The sequence below is a fragment of the Streptomyces sp. LS1784 genome, assembly GCF_020103755.1.
Classification (GTDB): Bacteria; Actinomycetota; Actinomycetes; order Streptomycetales; family Streptomycetaceae; genus Kitasatospora.
In genome coordinates this window covers 1-6,803 of record NZ_JAHSQD010000449.1, presented here as the reverse complement: position 1 = coordinate 6,803, position 6,803 = coordinate 1, and the positions used below count along the sequence as shown (strand labels likewise).

The following is a 6,803-nucleotide window of genomic DNA, read 5'->3' as shown; positions in this document are numbered from 1 at the left end:
GGCGACGTGCTCGGCTGCCGCCGCACCCCGTGCCCGCCGGTGGTCAACGCCGGCCGGGACGCCGCCGTGGCCCGGCTGCGGCAGGCCCTGGACGAGGCCTTCGCCGGACGCCACGCGGGCGTCCGACTGCGCTGCCAGGCCGTCCGCGGCGACACCGGCCACACACTGGTGCGGTGCGCCGACCGGCCCGGAGACCTCCTCGTCCTCGGCGCCGGACGGGAACGCGGCCGCCTCGCCCGACTGGTGCACCCCTCGATCACCGCGTACTGCGTCCGGCATGCCACCTGTCCGGTCCTGGCCGTCCCGCGCCCACCGCTGCAACGCGACCTGGAGGCACTGGAACGCGCCCACGGGCTGCCGCGGGAGCCGGCGGCAGAGAACGGCGGCTAGGACAGTCCGGCCGCCTCGGCGAGGACGGCGGCGGTCCGCCGGCCTGCGGCCAGGGTGCCGGCATCGGTGGCCGGGAGGCAGCGGCGAGCCTCGGGCCGGTAGGTGGTCATCACCACGCCGGCGTGGTCGGTGGGGAGTTCGAGGGTCCGTACCGCCGACATCCGCTGTGCCAGAGCGGCGCTCAACTGTCGGGTGTGCTCGACGTCCACGATCTCGTCCGCCGTGCCGTGGACCAGCCGGAGCGGGACGGGGGAGGGGCCGGCCGCCAGGTGGTCGAGCGGGGCTTCGCCGGTGGTGACGGCCTCGGTCGAGTAGCGGGAGGCGATGCCGACGGCGGCGACGGGGCGCAGCTCGGCGGGGGTGCCGGGGTGGGTGGCCACGGCGATCGCCTCGCGGCCGCCCATCGACCAGCCGGCCAGGACGAGGCGCGTCGGGTCCCCGTCGTACTCGGTGGCGATCCGGCGGGCCTGGGCCAGCGAGGCGAGCAGTTCGGCACTGCCGCCGTCGGGCTGTTCGGCGTTCCAGTCCGGGACGAGCACCAGCAGCCCCAGCCCGGCGGCCTCCCGGGCCAGCGGCCGCAGCACGTCACGCTCGTTCGGACCCCTGCCGTGCCAGAGCAGTACGACGGGAGCCGGCCCGGCGCCGCCGGGGGCCGGAAGGTGAATGTCCGTCAGCCTCCCGGCGGCGTACGGAACCGTCTGAAGCCGAGCGCTCGTCATCCGGGATTTCCCTCCGATTCGGTGAATGATCACGGAGCTGGTACTGTACTTCCCGTTGCGAGGGAGTGATTCCTCCTCAGGCGTCAGTGGTGCTACCAGAGCACGTCCTACTTTCAGTAGGAAGAGTCCGTGCGACCCGGGCCTGGCGCTCCGATGTCGGACAGGGTCCGGTGCCGTCGAACCGGTGCCGGGCCCTTTCTGCGTGTCCGGGAGCGGGGATCGGCCGGGCGTTCAGGACGGCTGACGGTCGGAGCCCAGTTCGCGGGAGATCCGCAGGCCGACCTGGGCGACCACCGGGCCGAGGGCGCGGACCCTGGCGGCGGTCATCCGTGAGGTGAGGCCGGAGACGGACAGCGCGGCGGTCACCTCACCGGTGTGGTCGAAGATCGGGGCGGCGACGCAGCGGACCTCGGGCTCGTTCTCGCGGTCGTCGATCGAGTAGCCGCGGGCGCGGATGCGGGCGAGGTCGGCGCGGAGCCGGGGTTCGTCGGAGATGGTCCAGGCGGTCACCGGGCGCAGGCCGGCCGCGACCACCTCGCCGACGGCCTCCTCGGGCAGCCACGCGAGGATCGCCTTTCCGGTGGCGGTGCAGTAGGCGGGGGCGCGGCTGCCGACCCGGGAGGCCATCCGGACGTTGGTCTCGTCCTCGACCTTGTCCAGGTAGACGATCCCGGGGGCCTGCCAGACGGTCAGGTGGACGGTCTCGCCCGCCTCCCGCTGGAGCCGACGCAGGTGTTCGGCGGCCACGCTGCGCAGGTCGAGGGTGGTCAGGTAGGCCTGACCGAGCCGCAGGGAGCCGTGGCCGAGCCGGAACCAGCCGGTCTCGCGGTCCCGGTCGAGGAGGTGCTCGTCCAGCAGGGGGCCGGCCAGCCGCAGCACGGTGCTCTTGTTGAGGCCGAGTCCGTCGGCGAGCTGGGCGAGCGGGACGCCGCGCCCGTCACTGTGGTCGCGGACGTAGCCGAGGACGGCGAGCGCGCGGCGCAGCGAGGAGGACTGGTTGCGTTCGGTCGCGGGCTTCTTGGGCGCCGTCTCCGTCATGGGTCCGTTCCCTGGTGTCGTTCTGCCGGTGTTCCCCCGCAGGTCGGCGGCGGTTGTCCGAACGTACCCGTTCGCAGCCGGAACGCCGCATCTTCGATACAACGTTGTGCAGTGCAAAACTTTCACCAACTCCCTCTTGTTGGCGCCGATCGCCCCCGCCTAACGTCCCTGCCATCGAGCAGGCGACGTCGCCCCACCCGAGCGCTGCGCCCTGCCGTACCCCCACCACTTCACCCACCATCGGCCCCGGTCAGGGCCTGCTTCGACGTGCCCGTCCCCGGCGGCGGACGTCTCGGCGGCAGCTGTCGGGAGGGGAGGTCTCCACCATGCGACTCATCGGACGGACCGCCGCAGCCGTCGTGCTCGCCGCCGGCTGCCTGGCCGCCACCGCCTGCGCCCCCGGCACCGCCTCGCCGGCGAGCGACAAGGCCGCCGACGACCGGACCGGCACCCTGCAGGTCTGGCTGTACAACGAGGCGGGCAACGCGGCCAAGGAGGCCGTGGTCGCCAAGGCCGTGACCGAGTTCCAGGGCTCCCACCAGGGCGTCACCGTCAACGTCAGCTACATCGACACCGACGCCTCGGCCCGCGCGGCCAAGATGAAGGGCGCGTTCAACGACCCGAACAGCGCCCCCGACCTGGTCGAGTTCGGCAACACCGACCTGCCCGGCTACGTCGCCGCCGGCGGCCTCGCCGACATCACCGCCGACCTGGACAAGTGGCAGGACAAGGGCGACCTCGACCCGGCGATCGCCAGGACGGCCGTGGTCGACGGCAAGACCTACGGCCTGCCCTGGTGGGTCGGCGTGCGCGCGCTGTACTACCGCACCGACCTGTTCACCGAGGCCGGCCTCACCCCGCCGACCTCGTACGCCGAGCTGGTCGCCGCCAACCAGAAGATCCACGCCGCGCACCCGGACACCTTCGGCATCGCCGTCGGCGGCAAGTACACCTTCGCCGCGCTGCCCTTCGTCTGGGACGCGGGCGGCGACATCGCCACCAAGGACGGCTCCAGGTTCAAGGCGGCGATCGACTCGCCCGCCTCGCAGGCCGGCATCAAGCGCTACACGGATCTGTTCGGCGCGGACGGCTGCCCCGCCCAGCAGTGTGCGGACCTGACCGGCGGCAAGACCGTCGACCTGTTCGCGGCAGGCAAGTCGGCGATGGCGGTACTGCTCAACTCCAACCGCAGCAAGGTGGACGCGGGCGCGGTCAAGGGCAAGTACGGCGTGGTGCCGCTGCCCGGGGAGAAGCCCGGCTCGATCGCTCCGGCCTTCGCCGGCGGCAACAACCTGGGCGTGATGAAGGCGGCCAAGCACCGCACCCTGGCCGTCGAGTTCGCCGAGCTGCTGGCGAGCCCCACGTACCAGGAGCAGATGTACGACGCGATGGGCAACCTGCCGACGCTCAAGTCCGTCAGCGGCAAGGTCGCGGCGAAGGACGCCTTCCTGAAGCCCTTCACCGACACCATCGCGGCCGGCACCAGGTTCGTCCCGCTCGACCAGGCGTGGGCGCAGATCGACGCCCAGTCGGTGATCCCGACGATGCTCCAGCAGGTCGTCACCGGCAAGGCGGACGTGGCCAAGGCCTCGGCGGACGCCGCCGCGCAGATCTCCTCGGCCTTCGCCGCGCGCTGACGGCCGACCGCCCGCCACAGGCACCGAGCCCACGGGTACCGAGCCCGCGGGCATCGTGCCACCGGCCGCGTACGGACGGCCCCCCTCCCGGTTCGTCTCAGAGAGCAGGTCCCGCACGTGTCCGTATCCACCTCGACCGCCCCGGCGCCGCCTTCCCCGCAGAGGCGCCGTGGGGGCAGGGCGCCGGCCGCACCCCCGGGCGGCCGGCGCCGGCGGCCCCCGCTGCTGCTGCTCCTGCCGGCCGCGGTCGTCCTGATCCCGCTGGTCGCCTACCCGATCTACCAGCTCGGCCTGCTGTCCGTCCTGGACTTCGGGCAGGCCCAGGCCTCCGGCGGCGCTCCGACCTCCTTCGTCGGCCTCGGCAACTACACGAAGATCCTGGAGGACCAGCAGTTCTGGACGGTGCTGTTCCAGACCATCGGCTTCGCCGCGTTCTGCGTGGTCGCCACCCTGGCCGTCGGGGCCACCCTCGCGGTGCTGCTCACCAAGGTCGGCCGGTGGCCGCGGCTGGCGCTGACCACCGCGGCGATGGCCGCCTGGGCGGCGCCGGCGATGACCGGTTCGACGGTGTGGAGCTTCCTGTTCGACACCAACCTCGGCCTGGTCAACCACACCCTGGAGGGGCTCGGGTTCTCCGGTTTCCACGAGTTCAACTGGTTCTACGACAAGTGGACGGCGTTCCTGATCGTCGGTGCCGTGGTGGTGTGGCACTCCTACCCGTTCGTGATGGTCACCCTCTACGCGGGCATCCGGGCCATCCCGGAGGAGATCATGGAGGCGGCCGCCCTGGACGGCGCCAACACCTGGACCACCTTCCGCCGGATCACCGCGCCGATGCTGCGGCCGATCCTGACCATCGTGGTGATCCAGTCGGTGATCTGGGACTTCAAGGTCTTCACCCAGATCTACGTCATGACCGAGGGCGGCGGCATCGCCGGCCAGAACCTGGTGCTCAACGTGTACGCGTACCAGAAGGCGTTCGCCTCCTCGCAGTACGGGCTGGGCGCGGCGATCGGCGTGGTCATGCTGCTGATCCTGGTGATCCCGACGGTCCTGTACATCCGCACCCTGCGACGGACGGGGAACGAACTGTGAGCCCGGCGAACCCCCTTGCCGTGAAGCCGCCCCGGAACACCCGCGGCCTCCGGAACACCCGCGGCCGGTGGCGCCTGGCCGCCAACACCGGCGCGATCGTGCTGGCCGTGGTCACCGCCTTCCCGATCTTCTGGATGGTGCTCTCGGCCTTCAAGCCCAAGGGCGAGATCCAGTCGCTCGACCCCAAGCCGTGGACCGCTCACCCCACACTGGAGAGCTTCCGGCAGGTGCTCAGCGTGGACGGCTTCGGCCGCTACTTCGTGAACAGCCTGGTCGTCGCGCTGTCGGTGGTGGTGCTGTCGGCGATCGTGGTCTTCCTGGCAGCGGTGGCCGTGACCAGGTTCCGGTTCCGGTTCCGCACCACCATCATGGTGATGTTCCTGATCGCCCAGATGATCCCGGTCGAGGCGCTGACCATCCCGCTGTTCTTCATGTTCCGCGACGCGGGACGGTTCGCCCCGGGCATCGGGCTGAACACCCTGGCCTCCCTGGTCCTGGTGCAGCTGGCGTTCTCGCTGCCGTTCGGGATCTGGATGATGCGCGGCTTCGTCGCGGCCGTCCCGGTCTCGATCGAGGAGGCGGCGCAGATCGACGGGGCGAGCCGGACCCGCATCCTGTGGCGGATCCTGCTACCGCTGGTGGCTCCGGGCCTCGCCGCGACCAGCGTGTTCTCCTTCATCGCGGCGTGGAACGACTTCGTCTTCGCCAAGACCTTCATCATCAGCGCCACCCAGAACCAGACGCTGCCCTCGGCGCTGCTGGTCTTCTTCAAGCCGGACGAGAACGACTGGGGCGGCATCATGGCGGCGTCCACGCTGATGACCGTGCCGGTGTTGATCTTCTTCATCGCGGTGCAGCGCAAGCTGGTCTCCGGGCTGGCCGGTGCGGTGAAGGACTGACGCCCGCGGGTGCGCAGCAGCCGGGAGTCCCGTCGCCGTCCGGGACTCCCGCGGCGGTCAGGGAGCGGGCTGCTCGGAGGTCGTCCGGGCTCTGCGGCTCACGGGCTCAGGAGACGAAGCCGACGATGTCGGCGTCCTTCCGATGCCGTGCGAGCCGGAGCCAGCGGACGATCTCCGCGACGGCCTCCGCCACCTCGCGCTCCGGCGCGGGGGTGCGGCCCGCGCGCTCGGCCTGTTCGAACCGGTCCAGTGCCTTCCGGCAGTCCTCGGCCGACCAGGTGCTGCAGGACGGCACGTCGCAGTGGGGCAGTTCAGCGGGAAGCCCGCCACCGCACTGGAAGTCCGCGACCGAGACGGCGGTGATCCCGTACGCCTTCAGGCCCTCGTCGACCACCTCCAGCCAGTTGCCCCGGAACGGGCCGAAGGAGTCGACCTCCAGGGGCTGCCCGACCAGCCAGCACAGCCGCCGGTACGCGAAGGCGTACTGGAAGGCGTGGTCCTCGCTGTCGGAGAAGGGCCCGCCGTGCACCACGGCGCGCAGCGCCTCCAGAGCGGTCGGAGCGCCCTGCGCGATCTCGTCGGCGAAGTGTTCGTCGGACCTGTCCAGGGACGGGCCGAAGTAGGCGAGGGCCTCGTCCACCGCCCCCTCGTCGCCGCTGCCGACGCGGGCGCGGAGCTCCGCGGGGTCGACCAGGTACGCGCGCAGGAAGGAACTCATACCAGCACGGTAGCGCTCGCAACGGACGGCCGGTTCGGCGGGGCCGGTCGCCACAGGGCGCGGGGCGCTGATGAATCTTGTTGCCAGGCAGGAAAGTTGACGGTCCGACAGGAATGGTGCCGGCTCCGTGGGCGAGGGGGGTGATCCGGCGGTCCGGGTTCAGGCGGCCGCCGCGCAGTCGCGGGCCGGGACGGCGACCAGCACGAACTCCGCGCCCGCGTCGTCCCGGACCAGCGCGGTGCGGCCGAACGGCGCCGGCTCCGGCCCGGTGACGACGGTGCCGCCGAGCGCGCGCAGCCGGTCGGCG

7 protein-coding genes are annotated in these 6,803 nt (G+C 71.9%); 4 read left to right on the top strand and 3 right to left on the bottom strand.

The genetic code is table 11. The annotated features are described in order from the left end of the window. Positions 1–390, top strand: a 390-nt coding sequence (locus tag KS423_RS34230) for a universal stress protein (RefSeq protein ID WP_224283650.1), incomplete at its 5' end; no start/stop codon positions are given. On the opposite strand, the gene KS423_RS34225 is transcribed toward KS423_RS34230, so the two are convergent. Then, a complete protein-coding gene (locus tag KS423_RS34225; RefSeq protein WP_224283649.1) occupies positions 387–1,109 on the bottom strand; it encodes a S9 family peptidase in 723 nt (240 codons plus the stop codon). The two genes, KS423_RS34230 and KS423_RS34225, sit on opposite strands and share 4 nt — an antisense overlap. Before the next feature lie 231 nt (positions 1,110–1,340). Next, positions 1,341–2,147, bottom strand: a complete 807-nt coding sequence (locus KS423_RS34220) for an IclR family transcriptional regulator (RefSeq protein WP_224283648.1) — start codon at positions 2,145–2,147, stop codon at positions 1,341–1,343. Between the two features lie 326 nt (positions 2,148–2,473). On the opposite strand from KS423_RS34220, the gene KS423_RS34215 reads away from it, so the two are divergent. The 3 genes from KS423_RS34215 (at position 2,474) to KS423_RS34205 (ending at position 5,778) form a co-directional block, all read left to right on the top strand. Then, entirely contained in the window at positions 2,474–3,784 is a 1,311-nt protein-coding gene (locus KS423_RS34215) for an extracellular solute-binding protein (protein WP_224283647.1), read from the top strand. A 117-nt stretch (positions 3,785–3,901) separates the two neighbouring features. Next, on the top strand, positions 3,902–4,879 hold the full coding sequence (locus KS423_RS34210) for a carbohydrate ABC transporter permease (protein WP_224283646.1): 978 nt from the start codon (positions 3,902–3,904) through the stop codon (positions 4,877–4,879). A 20-nt stretch (positions 4,880–4,899) separates the two neighbouring features. Continuing rightward, positions 4,900–5,778 (top strand): carbohydrate ABC transporter permease, encoded by an 879-nt coding sequence (locus tag KS423_RS34205; protein WP_224283645.1) that lies wholly within the window; start codon positions 4,900–4,902, stop codon positions 5,776–5,778. A 106-nt stretch (positions 5,779–5,884) separates the two neighbouring features. On the opposite strand, the gene KS423_RS34200 is transcribed toward KS423_RS34205, so the two are convergent. Then, complete coding sequence (locus KS423_RS34200) at positions 5,885–6,496, bottom strand: hypothetical protein (RefSeq protein ID WP_224283644.1); 612 nt, start codon at positions 6,494–6,496, stop codon at positions 5,885–5,887. Between the last annotated feature and the right edge of the window lie 307 nt (positions 6,497–6,803).

Excerpts from the sequence above, each read along its gene's own strand:
- KS423_RS34225 (WP_224283649.1), bottom strand. The coding sequence starts at position 1,109 with ATGACGAGCGCTCGGCTTCAGACGGTTCCGTACGCCGCCGGGAGGCTG.
- KS423_RS34220 (WP_224283648.1), bottom strand. The coding sequence starts at position 2,147 with ATGACGGAGACGGCGCCCAAGAAGCCCGCGACCGAACGCAACCAGTCC.
- KS423_RS34215 (WP_224283647.1), top strand. The coding sequence starts at position 2,474 with ATGCGACTCATCGGACGGACCGCCGCAGCCGTCGTGCTCGCCGCCGGC.
- KS423_RS34200 (WP_224283644.1), bottom strand. The coding sequence starts at position 6,496 with ATGAGTTCCTTCCTGCGCGCGTACCTGGTCGACCCCGCGGAGCTCCGC.